Origin of the sequence: Nocardia mangyaensis, assembly GCF_001886715.1 — a bacterium.
GTDB classification, from domain to species: domain Bacteria; phylum Actinomycetota; class Actinomycetes; order Mycobacteriales; family Mycobacteriaceae; genus Nocardia; species Nocardia mangyaensis.
Map to the genome: position 1 here is coordinate 5,201,164 of NZ_CP018082.1, position 17,840 is coordinate 5,219,003.

The following is a 17,840-nucleotide window of genomic DNA, read 5'->3' on the forward strand; positions in this document are numbered from 1 at the left end:
GGTGGGATGGGGTGTAGGTGGTCACCGGTGCACCACACCATCGTCGGCCTGCTCGCGGCCAATACCCGGTCTCGGCGCGTCCGAGTCGCGTTCGATATCGGGGCAGGTCGGCGTGGGCGGAACCGGGTGGGTGGACCAGCGGATTTCCGGTCGATCGGCGTGGCGAGAACGGCCGCGCTGGTTCAATGGCCGTCATGGATCTGCTCCGCCATCTCCGGTTCTTCGTCTCCGTCGCGGACGAGGGCCATTTCGGGAAGGCGGCAGCCGCGCTGCAGATGACCCAACCGCCGCTCTCGCAGGGTCTGCGCCGGCTCGAACAGCATCTCGAGGTCGAGCTCATCCACCGCACCAGCCAGGGCGCGATGCTCACCGAGGCGGGGCGGCAGCTACTGCCGCGCGCCCGGCTGCTCGTCGACGATGCCGATCGGCTGCTCGCCGAATCGCGGCGGATCGCCCAGCTCAGCGGGTCGGTGCGGTTCGCGGCGACGACGGCGCTGCCTGATCGGCTGGTCGCCGCCTGCGTCACGGCGTTGCGGGTGGACGGCGCCGAGGTGTCCACGACGCTGAGGCCGACCGTCGATCTCGTCGCCGAGGTGCGCGCGGGGGTGTGCGATGTCGCGGTGATCGAGCATCCCGCCTTGGTCGACGGCGTCGAGGCCGGGCCGGTGGTGAAGCTGCCGCGCTGGCTGGTCGTGCCCGGCCGGCATCGCACCACCACCGCCGAGCGGCCCACCTTCCCGATGCTGGCCGGCCTGCGGTTCGCGCATCCACCGCGTTCGGCCAACCCGCCCGCCTTCGACAGCGTGCGCGATCTGCTGCGCGAGCGCGGACTCGACGCCGAGCCGCTCGCCGCCGCCGATGATCGGGCGGTGCTCGCCGCGGTCGCCGCGGGATCGAGTTTCGGATTGACGGCGACACCGCCGACCCCGACGCCCGGGGTGGCCTGGATGACATTGGCACCGCAGTCGGTTGCCCTGCGGGTCAGGGTGGTTCGGCGCGCCGATGCCGAGACGCAGGCAGATGCGCTGGATCGGGTGCTGTACCGGGAGCGGCTGCGATGAACGCGCCGCACGCCGACGGTGTCCGCGGCGGGCCACGACGTGGCGATGCGGTCGCCAGGGGCAGCACACGCGCGAGGTCGTCCGATGGCACGGTGGGCCGGATTCGCGCGGTCTTCGCCGATGCCGGTTGCAGCGGATGGTTACATGCCCGCCGGTGTGATGATTCCGGCGCGGAGGTCTGCGTGGACGGTCGGGACCGGGTGGTGCTCGCGTCGGTGTACAAGGTGTTGCTGTTGGTGGCGTTCTGCCGACGGGTCGAGGACGGAACGATCGACCCGACGGCTCGGCTCACCATCGATCCGGCCGAGTGCACGCCGGGGCCCACCGGCCTCGCCGCATTGCATGATCCGGTGACGTTGAGTCGCCGGGATCTGGCGACATCGATGATGACGGTGTCCGACAACGCGGCCGCCGACGTGCTGCTCGGTGAAGTCGGTCTCGCCGCGATGACCGAGCTGGTCGACGAACTCGATCTGACCGAGACGCGGGTACTCGGCGGGACCGCGGACCAGCATCGAAGCCTGGTGCGTGACACCGACACGCACAGTACCGCCGAGGCGTTCGCCGCATTGGCCGACAACGACGAAGCCTGGACCGTTGCGGCATACGACCCCTCCTATGCGAGCGCGACGACACCGGAGGAGATGACCCGGCTGCTGCGGCGGCTGTGGACTGGCGAGGTGTTGTCGACCGCGAGTGTCGAATTCGTTCGCTCGGTGATGGGACGCCAGATCTGGCCGCATCGGATAGCCGCCGCCTTCCCCCATCGAGGAGTGCTGGTCGCGGGCAAGACCGGGACCATCGGGGTGATCCGCAACGAAGTGGCTGTCGTGGAGTTCCCCGGCGAAACCCCGGTCGCGGTGGCGGTCTTCACGCGGGCGGCCCGCGCCGATCCGATGCTGCCTGTGGTCGATGCGGCCATCGGCGAGGCCGCGCGCATCGCGGTCACCGAACTGCGCCGTCCCCGCTGACCGCCGCCGTGACAGGTGACGGACATCGGTCGGGGGCGCGTCGATCCGGACCACCGAGTTCGTCGAGTCGCGCACGGCGGGCGCGTGCTCGTCGCCGTCGACCTCGCGACACCCGATCAGGCGGTTTACCGTCGCCGACGGATTCTGGGCGACCCGGTCGCGGAGCTGGACGCTAGGCTGGGTGGTCGATTCGTGGTCGCGCCACCGGGCGACCCTGCCCAGGACGGAACCCCGTGAAGCTCGCTGTGCAACTGCTGTTGTTCTTGCTGGTCCCCGCCGTGATGTTCGCGGTGCCGTGGTGGACGCTGGTCGCGGCGCCCACCGGCGGCAGCGGGCCGCTGTTCCGGATCGGCACCGCACTGTGCGTGCTCGGGGTCATCGGCCTGCCCCTGGCGATGTTCCTCGGACACGGACCGATGCAGTCCGATCCGGCGTCGATCATCGGTGACACCGCGCTCGGCGTGCTGTGGGTGGTGTTCTGCTGGTCGGTGATCGGTGTGTTCGTGCGCGGGGTGCTCGCGGTCGGCGGGGTCGACGGCAGGCTGGCCGCGAAGATCGTCGCGGTCGGCGTGGCGGTGGTAGCGGTCTCGTTGAGTTCCTGGGGCGTGTACGAGGCGCGCAAGGTACCGCAGGTACGCACCGTCGAGGTCGCGATCACCGGCCTGCCCGACGGGATGGACGGGCTGCGCATGGTCGTGGTCACCGACACCCACTTCGCCGCTCTCGACCGGCAGCGCTGGTCGGAGGATGTGGTGGACGTGATCAACGCGCAGAATCCCGACATCGTCGCGCACACGGGCGATCTCGCGGACGGCTCGGTCGAGCAGCGCAGCGCGCAGGTCGACCCGCTGGGCAAGGTCGACGCGCCGCTGGGCCGGTTCTACATCACCGGCAACCACGAGTACTTCGGTGATGCCGAGAGCTGGATGGACCACATGGCCTCGCTCGGCTGGCAGCCGCTGCACAACGAGCACCGCACCGTCACCCGGGGCGAGGACCAGCTCGTCATCGCCGGCATCGACGACCCGACCGGCACGATCCTGCCCGGCCACGGCCCGGATCTGCCGCGCGCGCTCGAGGGTGCCGATCCGGACGTGCCGGTCGTGCTGCTGGCCCATCAGCCCAAACAGATCGTCGACGCCGCTGCCGCCGGGGTGGCCCTGCAGATCTCCGGGCACACCCACGGCGGCCAGATCTGGCCGTTCCACTACCTGGTCCGGCTCGATCAGCCGGTCGTCGCCGGGCTGAGTCGCCATGCGGACAACACGCAGCTCTACACCAGTCGGGGCACCGGATTCTGGGGTCCGCAGCTGCGGGTGTTCGCGCCGAGTGAGATCACCGTGCTGGTCCTGCGGGTGGAGCGCAACGCCTCCTGACCAGCACGGCCAACCGGGTCAGCGGTGCGGCTGGGTGACCTCCGGCGGCAGCGGGTCGCTCATCGCGACGCCCGAGCCGGTCCAGGTGTAGGTGATCGTGGCGGGGCCGCCCTGGGGCGCGGCGAAGGGTTCGTCGCCGACGAGCCACTTGTACTCGACGGTGACCGCGTTGCCGTTCGCCCCGGCCACATGGGTGAAGGCGTAGGGCTCGGACGTGGCTGTGCCCAGGTAGGCCCCCTCGTGGAAGAACATGATGTGGATCGGGGCGCCCGCGGAGTTGCCGCCCACGGCGCGGACCCACAGCAGTTGTCCGCAGTTACCGGGCTGATCGGGGGACGCCTGCACGGCGACCCAGCCCCCACCGAATCCGGCCAGCGCGTTCTGCACACCGGCCGACGCGGGATCGATGCAGCGATCGGGGCCGCTGATGTCGTCGCCGGGCTGGGGTCCGGGGTTTCCGGCGGTCGGGCCGGGATTTCCCGCCGTCGGTCCGGGGTTTCCGGCCGTCGGGCCTGGCTGTTCGGCGGCCGGGGCTTCGGTCTCCGTGCCGGGTGCGGGCTGAACCGGGGTGCTCGTGGTGGCCCGGGACGTGGATGTGCCGGTGGCCGAACCGCTCTCGTCGCCGCATCCGACGATCAGCGCTGCGGCGACGGCGATCAGCGCTCCCATGCGCACGGTCTTCTTCATGATGTCCTCGATTCTGTATCCCCCGCGCAGTGCGCGCGTACTGCTGACTCCATCGGGACACTCGAGGGGGCCGTTAGGCGATTTTCCGGGATCTGCACCCTAGGGTGCGAAATCATCACCCTTTGACCGGCCGGACCGAAAAACGACGAATCCAGCGGGGCCGCAGGTCCACATCGAGCAGTGGCGCGGCCACCACGTCGACCCGGCCCCACCACCGACTGGGCCGGGCCGGAGTAGGTCACAGGCGCGCGATCACCAACGCGGCGCAGCCGATCAGCGGCGGGGTGAGCTGGATCAGGGCGGCCCGGGCCTTGTCCGGCGAAGAGATCAGCAGGATCAGCCCCGCGGCCACCATCGAACCCGCCCCGGCCAGTACCAGCGCCAGCCCGATTCCGGCGTCGCCGAAGGCGGTGAAACCCATGCCGACCGCGGCGACGATAGCCAGGAACAGGTTGTAGAAGCCCTGGTTGAAGGCCATTTCTCGGGTGGCCTCCGCCTCCTGGGCGGAGGTACCGAAGGTCGCTCGCGTGCGCGGTGCGGTCCACTGCAGCGATTCCATGACGAAGATGTAGCCGTGCAGCAGCACAGCGATCCCGGTGAAGACCAACGCCACTACCGTCATCGATCCGCCTTCCGACGTGGCCCGGCGAACGCCGCGCGCTGATCGTGATTATGACCCACGGTGACAGGTGGGGGCCGGGTAGAATCGCAGCCAGATGGCCAGCGTCGGCCGGATGGCCGGGTGTGGTCACGGGAGTGGCAGATGAGCGCACACGACGGATCCGCTTCGACCCAGCTGCCGCGAGGGCTGCGGCGGCTACTGATCGCGGTCACGGTGTTCTTCGTGGCGCTGATCATCGTGCCGCAGCTGATCGGCGCCTACATCAACTGGTTGTGGTTCGGGGAAGTCGACTACCGCGCGGTCTGGGCGACCGTCTTGCTCACCAGGATCACCCTGTTCGCCCTGATCAGTCTGTGCGTCGGCGGCGCCGTGTTCACCGCGATGTGGCTGGCTTACCGCTTTCGCCCCGCCTTCTTCCCGCGCACGAAAACCGACGATCCGCTCGATGTGTATCGCCAGCTCCTGGCCCGATGGCCGCTGCGGTTCGGCCTCGGCGTCGCGATCGGTCTCGGGCTGATCTGCGGCGCGATCGGGCAGTCGCGGTGGGAGACGGTGCAGTTGTTCCTGCGCGGCGGCTCGTTCGGCCAGCGCGATCCCGAATTCGGACTCGACGTGGGCTTCTTCGTCTTCGATCTGCCGTTCTACCGGCTCGTGCTCAGCTGGCTGTTCGTCATCGTGTTCTTCGCCTTCCTGGTCTGCCTGGCCACGCACTATCTGTTCGGCGGAATCCAGCTGCGCGGCAAGGGCGTCGGGCTGTCGCACGCGGCCCGCATCCAGCTCGCGGTCCTGGTCGGAACGTTCTTCCTGTTGAAGGCGGTCGCCTACTGGTTCGACCGGTACGCGCTGCTGACGAGCAAGCGGCGGGAGCCGACCTTCGCCGGAGCGGGGTACACCGACGTCAACGCTGTGCTGCCCGCGCGGTTCATTCTGTTCGCCATCGCGCTGATCTGCGCGGTCGCGGTGTTCTCGGCCCTGGTGCTCCGCGATCTGCGAGTGCCGGCGATGGCCGCAGCGCTGCTGTTGCTGTCCTCGATCGTGGCCGGTGGCGTGTGGCCGCTGGCGGTCGAGCAGTTCTCGGTGCGACCCAACGCCGCCGATATGGAGAGCCCGTACATCGAGCGCAACATCGCGGCCACCCGGCAGGCGTACAACATCGGCAGTGATCGCGTCGAGTACCAGTCCTATCCCGGTGTCGGTTCCGCGCCGCCGCCACAGGTGCCCGCTGACCGGACCACCATCGCCAATATCCGGCTGCTCGACCCGCAGGTGCTCTCGCGGACCTTCACCCAGCAGCAACAGCTGAAGAACTTCTACAGCTTCCCGGACAATCTCGATCTGGATCGCTACCGCCTCGATGGTGACCTGCGCGATTACGTGGTGGCGGCCAGGGAGTTGACGCCCAGCGCGCTCAGTGGCAATCAGGCGCACTGGGTCAATCGGCACACCGTCTACACCCACGGCGACGGGTTCGTCGCGGCGCCGGCCAACCGGGTCAACGCGGCGGTCAGGGAGGCCGGGGACGCCTCGGCCAGCAACAGCGGCTACCCGATCTACGCGGTCAGCGACATCGCCTCCCAGCAGGCGGGCAACCAGGTGATCCCGGTGGAGCAGCCGCGCATCTACTACGGCGAGGTGATCGCCCAGGCCGACCCGGATTACGCCATCGTCGGCGGTGGCGACGAGCCACGCGAATACGACACCGACACGACCAAGTACACCTATACCGGTGCCGGCGGGGTGCCGATCGGGAACTGGCTCAATCGGCTGGCCTTCGCTGCCAGCTATGGCGAGCGAAACATCCTGTTCGCCAAGGCGATCGGTCCCGAATCGAAGATCATCTTCCATCGCGATCCGAGCACGCGGGTCGAGCGGGTGGCGCCGTGGCTGACCGTCGACAGCAATCCCTATCCGGCGGTCGTCGATGGCCGGATCGTCTGGATCGTCGACGCGTACACCACGATCGACGGCTATCCCTACGCGGCGCGGACCTCACTGTCGGCACTGGGCGGCGACGAACCGACCGCGCCGGGCTCGCAGCGCGAGATCTCCTACGCGCGTAACTCGGTCAAGGCCACCGTCGACGCCTACGACGGCACCGTCACGCTCTACCAGGTCGACGAGCAGGATCCGGTGCTCGCGGCCTGGATGCGAGTGTTCCCCGGCACTGTCGAACCCGAGGACGCGGTGAGCGAGGACCTGCGCGCGCACTTCCGGTATCCGGAGGACCTGTTCGTCATCCAGCGCGAGATGCTGGCCCGCTACCACGTGGACGAGCCGCGAGAGTTCTTCACCAACAACGCGTTCTGGTCCGTGCCCAGTGATCCGACCTCCGACACCAATCCGCAGCAGCCACCGTTCTACGTACTGCTCGGCGACCCGGCACCCTCGTTCCGGCTCGCCAGCGCGATGGTCGGGTTCCGTCGAGAATTCCTCTCCGCCTATATCTCCGTGCGGTCCGACCCCGAGGACTACGGCAAGTTCACGATTCTGCAGCTGCCCACCGACACCCTCACCCAGGGGCCACAGCAGATCCAGAACTCGATGATCTCCGACACCAGAGTGGCTTCCGAGCGAACGCTGCTCGAACGATCGAACCGGATCCAGTACGGCAATCTGCTGACGCTGCCGATCGCCGACGGCGGGGTGCTGTATGTGGAACCGCTGTTCACCGAACGGATTTCGACGAGCCCGAACGGGTCGACCTTCCCGCAGTTGGCGCGGGTGCTGGTGAGTTACCGCGAGCCGGGCACCGGCGGGGTGCGAGTCGGTTATGCCCCGACCCTGGCCGAGGCGTTGGATCAGGTCTTCGGCCCCGCGACCGGCAATCTGGCCACCGCGCCCGGTGGAAGTCCCGCCGCGCCGCCACCGCCGGGCCGACCGGAGGCGCCGCCCGAGGAACCCGGCGAGGACGCGCCGACGGTGGCGCCGCCCGTGCTCGACGAGGCGGCGATCGCTCGGCTGGAGGCGGAGCTGGACGCGGCCCGGCGCGCGCTCGACCGGCTCGAACAGCAGCTCGGTGAGGTGCTGCGGCCCGGCGAGTGAGGGGGTCGCTCCGACGGGCGCAGTGCGGTCAGCTCGGCGGCGACGATGAGTGGGCGTCGTCTGCGACCCCTGGGCCGGTCGGGAAAACCAGTGGATTGGCCGTGACAAGATCAATCAGTGCTGTTGACGATCTCCACGACCCATTCACCCGCGACCGATCTCGGGTACCTGCTGGTCAAACACCCCGACCGGGTGCAGTCGTTCGAAACGACCGGCGGGACGGCACATGTCTTCTACCCGCGCGCCGATGTCGAGCGCTGCACGGTCGCCCTGCTGCTCGAGATCGACCCGGTGGAGTTGGCGCGACCGGCCAAGGGCCACCACGGTTCCGCGCTGGGACGGTATGTCAACGACCGACCCTATGTGGCGTCGAGCCTGCTGTCGGTGGCCCTGGGCAAGGTGTTCCGGTCGGCGCTCAACGGCACCAGCCGTGATCGCGCCGAGCTGGCGGACACCGCGATTCCGCTCGAGATCGAGGTGCCCGCCGTGCCGTGCCGTGGCGGCGGCGCGATCGTGGAGCGGCTGTTCGCGCCGCTGGGCTGGACCGTCACGACGACGACGGTGCCGCTGGACCCGGAGTTCCCGGATTGGGGCGATTCGCCCTACATCCAGCTGCGGCTGACCGGCACGCTGCGATTGGCCGACGCGCTCAATCACCTCTACGTGCTGCTGCCGGTGCTCGACGACGCCAAGCACTACTGGGTCGATCAGGACGAGGTCGACAAGCTGTTGCGCGCCGGTGACGGCTGGCTCGGCGACCACCCCGATCGAGAGTTGATCGCCCGGCGCTACCTGGCCGGACGACGCTCGCTGACCCAGTCCGCGCTCGAACGCCTGCGCGGGGTGGACGAGCAGGCCGAGGACGTGGACGCACCCGCCGACGCCGTCGAGCGCGCCGAAGCCGCCGAGCGGCGCACGCCGTTGGTCCGGCTGCGCACCGCCGCCGTGCTCGCCGCGCTGGCCGAATCCGGCGCGGCCCGCGTCCTCGATCTCGGTTGTGGTCCCGGCGCGCTGCTGCTCGCCCTCGATGCCGAACCCCGCTACACCCGGATCGTCGGCGCTGATGTGTCCGCGGCCGCCCTGGCCATCGCGGAACGACGGTTGAAGTTCGACCGCAAGTCCGACCGGCAGCGCGCCCGGCTCACCCTGATCCAGACGGCGCTGACCTATCACGACGACCGCCTGCGCGGCTTCGACGCGGCGGTGCTCATGGAGGTGATCGAGCACCTCGACGAGGCCCGGCTGCCCGCGCTCGAACGCGCCGTGTTCGGCCATGCCGCGCCCGGCGCGGTCATCGTGACCACGCCGAACGTGGAATACAACGCCCGCTACGAAACCCTCGACGGGCACCGTCACCACGATCACCGATTCGAGTGGACCCGTGCGGAATTCGCCGCATGGAGTGCCCGCGTGGCCGAGACCTTCGGCTACACCGTCGACCTGCGTCCGGTCGGCGATCTCGACCAGGAGCTCGGCTCCCCCACCCAGCTCGCGTTCTTCCGGAGGGCCGCATGAATCTCGACATCCCCGAGCTCTCGCTCATCGCGCTGATCGGCATCTCCGGGTCCGGCAAGACCACCTTCGCGCGCGAACACTTCAAGCCGACCGAGGTGCTGTCCTCGGACGTCTTCCGCGGCTTGGTCTCCGATGACGAGAACGACCAGTCCGCGACCAAGGACGCCTTCGACGCGCTGCGCCACATCGCGGGGATCCGGTTGCGCGCGGGGCGACGGGTGGTCATCGACGCCACCAACGTGCAAAAGCACGCCCGTGCCGAATTGGTCGCGCTGGCACGCTCTTTCGACGTGTTGCCGGTGGCGATCGTGCTCGACACCCCCGAGTCCGTCGCCTGGGAACGGACCCAGGGTCGCACCGATCGTGGCTTCGGTCGCGGGGTGTTGAAGCGGCAGAGCCAGGATCTGCGCCGGTCGCTGCGCGAGCTGGGCCGGGAGGGGTTCCGCAAGGTGCACATCGTGCGCGATCCGGCCGAGGTCGAGATCAGCTACCAGCGCGCGTGGAACGACCGGCGCGAGCTCACCGGCCCGTTCGACATCATCGGCGACGTGCACGGCTGCCGGTCCGAATTGGAGAGCCTGCTGGGCGAACTGGGCTGGGAGCTGGTCCGCGACGAGGCGGGCCGGGCTGTCGACGCCACCCATCCGGCGGGTCGCCAGGCGGTGTTCGTCGGTGATCTGGTCGACCGAGGTCCCGATTCGCCTGGCGTGCTGCGGCTGGTGATGGGGATGACGGCCAGCGGTGCGGCGCTGTGTGTGCCGGGCAATCACGAGCAGAAGCTGCTCCGGGCACTGCGCGGGCGCAAGGTGACGGTGTCGCACGGGCTGGCCGAGACGCTGGCCCAGCTCGAGCACGAGCCGCCGGAGTTCGTCGACGCGGCGGCGCGGTGGATCGACGAGCTGGTCAGTCACCTGCGGTTGGACGGCGGGAATCTGGTCGTCGCGCACGCGGGTCTGAAGCAGGAGTATCACGGGCGGGCGTCGGGGCGGGTGCGCGATTTCTGTCTGTACGGCGAAACCACCGGGGAGACAGACGAATACGGGCTGCCGGTGCGGTACCCGTGGGCGCGTGACTATCGGGGCGCGGCGATGGTCGTCTACGGGCATGTGCCGACCTCGAAGGTGGAGTGGGTCAACAACACCGTGTGCCTCGACACCGGTGCGGTGTTCGGTGGTGAGCTGACAGCCCTGCGCTATCCGGAGAAGACCTTCGTCGCGGTGCCGGCCGAGGACACGCACTACGAGCCGATCCGGCCGCTGGGTGAGGTGGAACCCGCGCGCGACGACACCACGCTGTCCCTCGCCGATGTCACCGGGCGCAGGCACCTGCGCACCGACTACGGCACGGTACTGGTCGACGCCGAGAGTTCCGCGGCGGCGCTCGAGGTGATGAGCCGGTTCGCGATCGACCCGCGCGCGCTGCTGTGGCTGCCGCCGACCATGTCACCGCCGTCGACGTCGACGGTCGAGGGCTACCTCGAGCACCCGACCGAGGCGTTCGCCGACTATCGCGCCGCGGGCGTGGACCGGGTCGTGTGCGAGGAGAAGCACATGGGCTCACGCGCCGTGCTGCTCGTCTGCCGCGATACCGACGTTGCCGCAACACGTTTCGGTATCGGCGACGGCTGTTCCGGGGCGATCCACACCCGGACCGGGCGCTCGTTCTTCGCCGATGCCGTACTGACCGAGACGCTGCTGACCCGGGTGCGCGCGGCGGCCGGACCGCTGTTCGACGAACTCGACACCGACTGGCTGCTGTTCGACGGTGAGCTGCTGCCCTGGTCGGCCAAGGCCGGTGCGCTGATCCGCACGCAGTACGCCGCCACCGGCGCGGCCGCGCGCGCCGCACTGCCCGCAGCCGTGGCCACCCTCGATGCCGGTCTGGCGCGCGGGCTCGACCTCGGCGCCCTGCGCGATCGGACGGCCGCGCGCGCCACCCACGCCGAGGATTTCGTCGCCGCGTATCGCCGATACTGCTGGCCGACAACCGATCTCGACGGCGTCCAGTTCGCGCCGTTCGCCCTGCTCGCCAGTGCGGGCGCCAGCCACGCCGGACGCGACCACGGCTGGCACCTGGCGATCAGCGACCGGCTGGTCGAGGCCGACCCGTCGACCTTCCGCGCCACCGGCCGTCGGGTGGTCGACCTGTCCGACCCCGCCACCGAGGCGGAGGCCACCGCCTGGTGGCTCGCGCTGACCGAGGCGGGCGGCGAGGGCATGGTGATCAAGCCCCACGCCGGCCTGTCACACCGTGCCAACGGCAAGCTCGTCCAGCCCGGCATCAAATGCCGCGGCCGCGAGTACCTGCGCATCATCTACGGCCCCGACTACACCGCCCCCGACCACCTCACCCGCCTACGCGAGCGCGCCCTCAGCCGCAAACGCGGCCTCGCCCTGCGCGAACACGGCCTCGGCCTGGCCGCCCTGGACGCCGTCGCGACCGGCGAACCGCTGTGGCGGGTCCACGAACTGGTCTTCGCGATCCTGGCGATGGAATCGGTCCCCACCGATCCCCGACTCTGACCGCTGACTCGAACCGCTCAGTGCAGGGTTTTCAGCATTGCCCCATCGAAGGGGGTGATGGATTCGGTGCGACCGGTGAGGGTTTTGATGGCCCATTCAGGGTCGGCGATGAGGGCCCGGCCCACAGCGACCAGGTCGAATTCGTCGCGTTCGATGCGGTCGAGGAGTTGGTCGATGCCGGTGACGGCGGAGTTCTCGCCAGTGGCGAGGGCGCCGAAGAAGTCGCCGTCGAGGCCTACCGAGCCGACGGTGATGGTCGGCGCGCCGCTGATCTTCTTCACCCAACCGGCGAGGTTGAGGTCGGAGCCGTCGAATTCGGGCAGCCAGTAGCGGCGGGTGGAGGCGTGGAAGACGTCGGCGCCGGCCTCGACCAGCGGGGTGAGGATGGTGTCGAGTTCCTGAGGGTTCTGCGCGAGTTTCGCCTCGTAGGCGCCCGACTTCCACTGCGACATGCGGAAGACGATCGGGAAGGCGTCCGAGACCGCCGCGCGGCAGGCCGCCACGATCTCGGCGGCGAAGCGGGTGCGGGCAAGGATGTCGCCGCCATAGGCGTCGGTGCGGCGGTTGGTGCCCGCCCAGAGGAACTGGTCGATGAGATAGCCGTGGGCGCCGTGCAACTCGATGCCGTCGAAGCCGAGGCGCTCGGCCGCGGCGGCCGCGGCGGCGAACGCGGCGACGACATCGTCGAGATCCCGCTGAGTCATGGCGCGGCCCTTGGGTTTACCGGTCAGCGAGATCCCGGAGGGTCCGACCGGCTGCGCGTCGGCGATCGGCGGGGCGCCCTCGGTGCGGGTGACCCCCACGTGCCACAGCTGCGGCATGATCGTGCCGCCCGCGCGATGGACGGTGTCGACCACGTTCGACCAGCCGGCGAAGGCGTCCGCCCCGTAGAACCGTGGGATCTGGTCACTGGTACCGGCCGAGGCATGGTCGACGTAGGTGCCCTCGGTGATGATCAGCCCGACACCTCCGGCCGCGCGTCGACCGTAGTAGTCCGCCACGTCCTGACCGGGGACGCCGTCGGGCGAGAACTGCCTGGTCATCGGCGCCATGGCGATGCGGTTGGGCGAGGTCGAGCCGCGCACCGTGAAGGGTCGCGCGAGCGCGTCGGCTGCCCGGTGGGCGTTCTCGTCGGTCACATCGTGTCCTGTTCGCAGTCGGTCCGATCCACCGCCGGCAACACGCGCGCGAGTCGGCCGCATCCCGCGCCGGAGCCGATGTGACGAAGGTCTCCGCCGGTCAACGCCGACGGATGACGACTCCACTCATTCCCGAGATCGCCCCGTACAACCGGATCACCTGCCCGCCAGGGCGTTTCGGTGGCCCCGCTTTGTCCTTCACGCTGGACCAGCCGATGGACTCGACATCGCCGTAGTCGATCGTGTGGTCGGCGCCGAGCATCAACTTGACCGTCGACACCGACACCTGCAGTTCGATATCGACACTCGGACCAAGGAACTCGGCCTTGACGAAGTTCAGGTCGATCGTGCCCCACGAACCGATGATCAGCAGCCGCGCGGGCACCTGCCACAGACCCTTGCGACGGACCGTGGTCCAATCCGCCTCGATCTCCATCGGCGCCACGCCGACCGGCGCCGGCACCATCGCGCCCGGCCGCGCTACCGCATCGGGAAACAACTGTCCGGCAACGGGAAGCTGTGCCAGCACGCCGCGCAACTCACCGCGCGTCCGTGCGCTGTATGCCACCAGCGACCGCTCCTCGAACTCGGAGATCTCGAGATATCCCGCGGCGAACGCGTCATTGAGCAACGCGATGGCGCGTTCACGCTCCGGGTTGCCGACCCGCAAATCGTCGTCAGGGAGTGATTCGGCCATGAGTCACACCCTAACGAAGACCGCCGGCGCGCCGTGCTGGGTCCATCTGCCACCTACCTCGCTACCGGAACCCCAGGTCAAGCCCTGGGTTTTCGGGGTACCAGCCCCGCGGGAACTGTGGAACGCTCCGCTTCACGGGTTCCTGGCGAGCGCCAGGGCTGACCACACCGAGACAAAGGACCACCGAACCATGCGAATCGCAGGACTGACCGCGCTCGCGGCGGGCGCACTGATCCTCCCCGCCTTCCTGGCACCCGCGGCCTCCGCGGAGGTGGAGGACATCACCATCTACTCCTACGGCAACAGCGAAGTACCCGTCGGCTGCGACTATGTAGGCGCCAACTGCAGCGTCATGGCCCGGATGTTCGGCCCCGACTACGCACTGCCCGCCACCGTGACCGTCAACGGCCGCGAGCTCGATTCCCCGGAGCGCCTGGACTACCCGGACCTGCAACGCAGCGCGATCCGCGGCACCTGGCGCCCGCTGGCCAAGGGCACCTACACGATCGTGGCCACCCAGGGCACCTCCACCAAGACCCTCGTCGTCGAGGTCACCGGTGACCCCCAACTCGGCAGCGGCTCGGCGGGACTGCTGCCCGGTTCCAGCTGAGGACCGGTTCGGTCGGTTCCAGGACGACAGCGGTTTCGCGGTCCGCCCAGTCGACCATTTCCCTGGCCTGGCCGGGTCGGCCGCCGCCGTATGGCTGGCGGAGGCCGGCGGACAGGTGACCCTGCTCGAGCGGCGAGGTCGGCTCGGCGGCCGCACGCAGGCGATGCGGGTCGCCGAGGTGGACGACCTCGCCGACAACGGCCAGCACGTCGTGGCCAGCGGGTACCGAAGCCTGTGGCGATACCTGGACAGCGTGGGCACTCGGCGCGGGACCGCTCGACCGGCGTGCGGCTCGCGGATGGCTCGACGGTCGAGGCCGACGCAGTGATCTGCGCGGTCCCGAACTCCGCCCTCGGCGGTCTCCTCGACGACCTGCCCCAACATGCCGAAATCTGTTCCGCCCGGAAGCCGCCGAGGCCCAGGTCGTGGCCGGTCACGTCGTGAGATGCCGAAGGCGACGTTCTCCCAGGTCGTCGGCACCGACAACCTGCGCTCCGGCCAGCGCGCCTCGGTCCCGAACCTGATGCTGGCGGGCGACTGGACCCGCACCGACTGGTCGGCCACGATGGCGAGCGCCGTCCAGAGCGCCGAACGTGCCGTCGAAGCGCTTCTCACGCAGCCGAACGGGAGCCGCTGAGCCCGAGCCCGTCGCCTCGTCCACCCCGATCAACACGCCTGCGCGGTGGGCGTCCGATCAGGGTCGCGCAGGTCGGTCGACTCCTCCTCGGCACCGATCAGGCGCGCGACGAGCACAGAACGAAGGCGCCAGGCTCCATCCGGTTGCATCGGGGAGGTGGTCGAACATCACCCGCACGCCCGCGTGCACTGTCTTGTGCGTCGCTTCCATCGCGACGCCCGCGTGGATCATTCGAGCAGGCCGACGCGGAACTCGGCCAGCGGTGCCGCGGTGTCATCACCGGCCAGCAGCCTGGTGGTCACCTCGCGGCCAATGCTCATCAACGCAGTGACCTCACGACGCACCACCGCGATGGGCACCTGGGTAGGGCACTGCTGACGGGGATTCGGCTCATGATCGTGCCCGAGATCATCGATGCCGCGGGGAGACAGTCGGTCGCCGGTCGGCCCGCCAGCGTGACCGAACGGGCCAACAGAATGCTGTCGGACATGCGCTGGTTTCCTACTTCCCGATAGTGCTCTCCATCGTGTGGTCTCGACAACCGCATGCCAATGGCGCTTCGCACCCGAATGACGTTCAGGTTGTGCACTAGGCACCACCAGCGACTGGATACGCGCACCACCTGTTCACCGAGATGGTCCTGTTGCTCCACCTGCCGCGGCTCGCCGCATCGATGAGCGACCTCTGCGCGCATCGCCGCCGGATCACCGCGAGATTCGACGACCCGAACATCTCACCTGAACAGGACCGCCAAGCAGGCCCGCGACGGGAGGTCTGACACCACGGCCACGGCGCTGATCCGCCGTCGGCATGCTCTGCACTATCGCATTCGGTATCCGAGTGAACACATGTACTATTTTTCCGTGACCAGCTCGGGCGCGCAGCCGCTACAGAGTTCGACCAGCTACGCTACTCCGCCGGGGTCGCGCCGGTGACCACAGTCGTGATCACCGTGCTCGCGATCGTCGCCGCCGGTGAAGCCGTCGGCTTGATCACCCTGTCGATCCTGCTGGCCCGCAGTCGGCGCAAACGCCGAGCCCCGCGCCGGTCGACGACTACGCAGCGGTTGGTGGTGGGCAGCCGCGAAGCGGTGCGAACCGCCTGGCAGGCCGCGGACCTGGTCCGGGCCAAAGGCTTTCGAGCCGCAGTGCTGACCTCCATCGAAGACCTCGCGGGCTGGGCACAGGTCGAACGTCCCGACCTGGCCAGGCTGGCCCCAGACGGCAACGTCGTGATCATGTTCTCCGACATCGAACAGTCGACCGCCCTGAACGAACAACTGGGCGACCGAGCCTGGGTCAAGCTGCTGGGACGCCACCATCGCCTGGTCGAACGATGCGTGCACAGCCACCAGGGTCATGTGGTCAAGAACCAAGGTGACGGGTACATGATCGCCTTCGCCGCTCCCGATCGTGCGGTCCGATGCGGTGTGGCCATCCAGGCGGCATTGCACAAGGATGTCGAATCGCGCAGCGAGACCGATTTCCGGGTCCGGATCGGTATCCACATGGGGACTTCCGTTCGCCGGGGCGATGATCTGTTCGGACGCAACGTCGCCATGGCCGCGCGCGTCACCGCCCAGGCCGAGGGTGGCGAGGTCCTCATCAGCGAACCGGTGCTCGAGGCCATCGGCAGCAGGAGCGATCTCACCATCGGGACGGCTCGTGACGCGACACTGAAGGGTCTGCGAGGCACGCACCGCCTCACCCCGGTGTGCGCGGCGCGCTGACCCGGCGTCGCCATTCGACCGCGTGATGGCAGGTTCTGCCGCCAGTACAGCGCGTCCAGCGCGACAGCGACATGCACGCTGTTGTCCGCCAGTGGCCGGGGCAGCAACTCGTCGGCGCGGGCGATCCTGCGCAGAATCGTGTTGCGGTGGGTGAACAGGCGCGCCGCGGCGCGGGTGGCGTTGCACTGCTCGTTGACATAGGCGAGAACCGACTCGCGCAGTTCGCTGTCGGCATGCTCCAGATCGCCGAGGGTGTACTTGATGAATCTGTCTGCCTGGGCACCGTTTTCGGTGATCAGCGAGGTCAGTGGCACCTCCCCCGACGGTGACCAGCCGGCAGCGTGGGCGATGGCCCCGGTTATCCGATGCGGTTCATCGAGTTCGGCACCGGGAATGTCACTCCAGGCGATGGCCGCGGTATGGGTCGTGTCGAGCCGGTATCCGAGCCGCCTCGCCGCCCGCCAATCTCGACGCTTTCGACGTCATCAGGCGAGGTCGGTCAGGCACGACGCAGACCCTGTGCGCGCCTGCGAACTCGATCAAAGCCGCTACCGCCGGGCGCCTCCCGCGCCACCACCCGAAGGAGGCCCTCCATGGCCGAAATCGACCTGTACGTCGATCCCGTATGCCCGTTCGCGTGGGTCACCTCCCGGTGGCTGCTCGCCGCCGCCGAGGGCAGCCCACACACGGTGCGGCTGCGACAGATGAGCCTGGCCGTGCTCAACGACGACCACGACGTCGACGCTGATCATCAGCCGATGATCGAGCGCTCACGCCGACTGGGACGGGTGTTCACCGCAGCCACCGCCACCGCAGGACACGACGCGTTCGCGCGGCTGTACGACACGCTCGGCGGCAGCGGTGGCAGTCCGATCATCGTCATCGACGGACACGGCTTCAACGGCCCCGTCCTCACCGAAAGTCCTACCGCGCAACACGGTCCGGCTCTGCTCGACGCGCTCGTCACCGCCGCGACCACTCCCGGATTCGCCGCGCTACATCGCCCCTACCAAAGCCCACCCCGCATCGAGACCACCCCAGAGGACACCCACTGATGTGCTCACCGATCCCATGCCGTACCTGCGGCAAAACCACTTGGTCCGGCTGCGGTGACCACATCGAGGCCGTCCGGTCCGGTGTCGCGCCCGAGCGATGGTGCCCGGGACATCCGACGCCCGAACCCTGCACCCCCTTCTGGCGTCCCCGCAAGAGATGAGGACGGGTCCCCACCG

The 17,840-nt window shown here is 69.1% G+C and carries 15 protein-coding genes and 2 pseudogenes; 11 read left to right on the forward strand and 6 right to left on the reverse strand.

All coding sequences use genetic code 11. From position 1 onward, the window contains the following. Positions 1 to 185: 185 nt before the first annotated feature. From BOX37_RS23670 to BOX37_RS23685, 3 genes are all read left to right on the forward strand, one after another. Positions 186 to 1,061: a LysR family transcriptional regulator gene (locus BOX37_RS23670; protein ID WP_206045705.1), complete on the forward strand. Its 876-nt coding sequence runs from the start codon at positions 186 to 188 to the stop codon at positions 1,059 to 1,061. Then, positions 1,058 to 2,032 (forward strand): serine hydrolase, encoded by a 975-nt coding sequence (locus BOX37_RS23675; protein WP_084760018.1) that lies wholly within the window; start codon positions 1,058 to 1,060, stop codon positions 2,030 to 2,032. Before BOX37_RS23670 ends, BOX37_RS23675 begins: the two co-directional genes overlap by 4 nt. A gap of 233 nt (positions 2,033 to 2,265) precedes the next feature. Next, positions 2,266 to 3,408, forward strand: a complete 1,143-nt coding sequence (locus BOX37_RS23685; RefSeq protein WP_240505031.1) for a metallophosphoesterase — start codon at positions 2,266 to 2,268, stop codon at positions 3,406 to 3,408. Between the two features lie 18 nt (positions 3,409 to 3,426). On the opposite strand, the gene BOX37_RS23690 is transcribed toward BOX37_RS23685, so the two are convergent. Together BOX37_RS23690 and BOX37_RS23695 are read right to left on the reverse strand one after the other, a co-directional pair. Beyond that, positions 3,427 to 4,095, reverse strand: coding sequence for an LppP/LprE family lipoprotein (locus BOX37_RS23690; RefSeq protein WP_084760020.1), 669 nt, complete (start codon positions 4,093 to 4,095; stop codon positions 3,427 to 3,429). A gap of 238 nt (positions 4,096 to 4,333) precedes the next feature. Further along, entirely contained in the window at positions 4,334 to 4,717 is a 384-nt protein-coding gene (locus BOX37_RS23695) for a DUF1304 domain-containing protein (protein WP_071929557.1), read from the reverse strand. A gap of 141 nt (positions 4,718 to 4,858) precedes the next feature. Here BOX37_RS23695 and BOX37_RS23700 point away from each other — a divergent pair, with 141 nt between their 5' ends. The 3 genes from BOX37_RS23700 (at position 4,859) to BOX37_RS23710 (ending at position 11,796) form a co-directional block, all read left to right on the forward strand. Beyond that, complete coding sequence (locus tag BOX37_RS23700) at positions 4,859 to 7,759, forward strand: UPF0182 family protein (protein WP_071929558.1); 2,901 nt, start codon at positions 4,859 to 4,861, stop codon at positions 7,757 to 7,759. A 117-nt stretch (positions 7,760 to 7,876) separates the two neighbouring features. Beyond that, positions 7,877 to 9,274, forward strand: coding sequence for a 3' terminal RNA ribose 2'-O-methyltransferase Hen1 (locus BOX37_RS23705; protein ID WP_071929559.1), 1,398 nt, complete (start codon positions 7,877 to 7,879; stop codon positions 9,272 to 9,274). Beyond that, on the forward strand, positions 9,271 to 11,796 hold the full coding sequence (locus BOX37_RS23710; RefSeq protein ID WP_071929560.1) for a polynucleotide kinase-phosphatase: 2,526 nt from the start codon (positions 9,271 to 9,273) through the stop codon (positions 11,794 to 11,796). The genes BOX37_RS23705 and BOX37_RS23710 overlap by 4 nt, the downstream gene beginning before the upstream one ends. 17 nt (positions 11,797 to 11,813) lie before the next feature. Here the strand turns inward: BOX37_RS23710 and BOX37_RS23715 are convergent, their stop codons facing one another. Both BOX37_RS23715 and BOX37_RS23720 read right to left on the reverse strand, forming a co-directional pair. Next, a complete protein-coding gene (locus BOX37_RS23715; protein WP_071929561.1) occupies positions 11,814 to 12,935 on the reverse strand; it encodes an NADH:flavin oxidoreductase in 1,122 nt (373 codons plus the stop codon). A 100-nt stretch (positions 12,936 to 13,035) separates the two neighbouring features. Beyond that, a complete protein-coding gene (locus BOX37_RS23720) occupies positions 13,036 to 13,632 on the reverse strand; it encodes a DUF1707 SHOCT-like domain-containing protein (protein ID WP_071929562.1) in 597 nt (198 codons plus the stop codon). Between the two features lie 190 nt (positions 13,633 to 13,822). On the opposite strand from BOX37_RS23720, the gene BOX37_RS23725 reads away from it, so the two are divergent. The 3 genes and pseudogenes from BOX37_RS23725 to BOX37_RS36255 all read left to right on the forward strand — a co-directional run bounded on the left by BOX37_RS23725 (position 13,823) and on the right by BOX37_RS36255 (position 14,879). Then, the gene (locus BOX37_RS23725) at positions 13,823 to 14,242 is read left to right on the forward strand and encodes a hypothetical protein (protein WP_071929563.1); all 420 of its coding nucleotides are present in this window, start codon (positions 13,823 to 13,825) and stop codon (positions 14,240 to 14,242) included. 67 nt (positions 14,243 to 14,309) lie between these two features. Further along, positions 14,310 to 14,525, forward strand: a pseudogene (locus BOX37_RS36250) (FAD-dependent oxidoreductase); the annotation flags it as partial. A gap of 162 nt (positions 14,526 to 14,687) precedes the next feature. Next, complete coding sequence (locus tag BOX37_RS36255) at positions 14,688 to 14,879, forward strand: FAD-dependent oxidoreductase (RefSeq protein WP_071929564.1); 192 nt, start codon at positions 14,688 to 14,690, stop codon at positions 14,877 to 14,879. 227 nt (positions 14,880 to 15,106) lie between these two features. Here BOX37_RS36255 and BOX37_RS35870 read toward each other — a convergent pair whose 3' ends face one another. Next, positions 15,107 to 15,238: a hypothetical protein gene (locus tag BOX37_RS35870; protein ID WP_276207215.1), complete on the reverse strand. Its 132-nt coding sequence runs from the start codon at positions 15,236 to 15,238 to the stop codon at positions 15,107 to 15,109. 572 nt (positions 15,239 to 15,810) lie between these two features. Between BOX37_RS35870 and BOX37_RS23740 the strand changes: the two genes are divergently transcribed. After that, positions 15,811 to 16,608, forward strand: coding sequence for an adenylate/guanylate cyclase domain-containing protein (locus tag BOX37_RS23740; RefSeq protein WP_071929565.1), 798 nt, complete (start codon positions 15,811 to 15,813; stop codon positions 16,606 to 16,608). 68 nt (positions 16,609 to 16,676) lie between these two features. Here the strand turns inward: BOX37_RS23740 and BOX37_RS35505 are convergent. After that, a pseudogene (locus BOX37_RS35505) lies at positions 16,677 to 16,922 on the reverse strand (helix-turn-helix domain-containing protein); the annotation flags it as partial. Between the two features lie 279 nt (positions 16,923 to 17,201). Between BOX37_RS35505 and BOX37_RS23750 the strand changes: the two are divergent. After that, the gene (locus BOX37_RS23750; RefSeq protein WP_071929566.1) at positions 17,202 to 17,663 is read left to right on the forward strand and encodes a mycothiol-dependent nitroreductase Rv2466c family protein; all 462 of its coding nucleotides are present in this window, start codon (positions 17,202 to 17,204) and stop codon (positions 17,661 to 17,663) included. Positions 17,664 to 17,840 lie beyond the last annotated feature (177 nt).